Origin of the sequence: Cryobacterium sp. Hb1, from assembly GCF_004403585.1 — a bacterium.
Lineage (GTDB): Bacteria > Actinomycetota > Actinomycetes > Actinomycetales > Microbacteriaceae > Cryobacterium > Cryobacterium lyxosi.
Map to the genome: position 1 here is coordinate 1 of NZ_SOHI01000015.1, position 1,006 is coordinate 1,006.

The following is a 1,006-nucleotide window of genomic DNA, read 5'->3' on the forward strand; positions in this document are numbered from 1 at the left end:
TATCGCGGCGCGTTGTTTGGGGGTGAAGCAGCGGACGGTGTCGCCGAGGTAGAGGATGTTGCCGGTGGTGCCGAAGATGACGTGTTGGGCGCCGCCGGCGCAGATGGCTTCTGTTACCCGGCGAAACGAGATGGGGGCGTCGACGCCGTCGATCCAGCCGACGCCGCGACCGTTGTGAAGGTCGGTGGCGTTGATGTGGATCATGACGGTGGGGGCCGCGCCGCCCATCGCGGGGGTCTTCGGATCGCGCGCGGCCGCTTCGAACACACAGCGGAGGATGTCGGCGCGTTTCTCACCGGCGGTGCGGGAGTCGCCGTCGTAGCGGGAATCGCCGGTGAACGGGTCGGCACTGAACGGGTCGGCGCTGAATCGCTCACCGTCTGGGTTCGGGTCGGCAACGTCGACACCGTCCAGCACGCTAGGGTCGTCGCCGGATTCGGTGGGTTCGAACCGGGGCGTGCGAGACCGGGCTGACAGGTAGGTGTCGAAGAGGGTGTCCATGATGCCGCGCAGCTCCGGAGTGACATCGGCGCGCAGCGGGTATAAGCCGTGGCGCAGCAGGCCGAACGTCAACGTGCTTTTCGCTTCGACGGTGTCGTCGTTGGGGGCGGCGCCGTCGGGGTCGAGCCGGCCCTGCCACTCCAAGGCTTGCGCCCGCAGCAGGTCGGGCGTGAAGCGGATGCCGGCGCCGGGTAGTCCGGCAGTTTCCGGGGTGATCGCTCCGGTCGCGGAGGCGACCAGGGCACGTTCCACATGGTCGAGGTCATCCTGCAGGACTTTTCCATGCAGGGCGGTGAGGGTGCCGGCGATGATCTCTGCCGCTTCCAGGCCGAGGTCGCCGCTGACCAGGCCTTCGGCGATGACCGGGTACCGCGCTGGTACGGGCAGGCCCATCGGCGTGCGTTCCACGACGGTTTCGCCCAGCTTCAGACGGCGTTTCGCTTCGCGGCTGGAGATGCCGGCAAGTTGGCTGATGAATTCGACCCGGTTACGGCATCCGTTCTGG

General features: G+C 67.7%; 1 protein-coding gene. It reads right to left on the minus strand.

Going from position 1 to position 1,006, the window contains the following annotated elements; all coding sequences use genetic code 11:
• A partial coding sequence (locus E3T38_RS05590) for a DUF222 domain-containing protein (protein ID WP_134546945.1) occupies positions 1-1,006 on the minus strand: 1,006 nt, incomplete at both ends.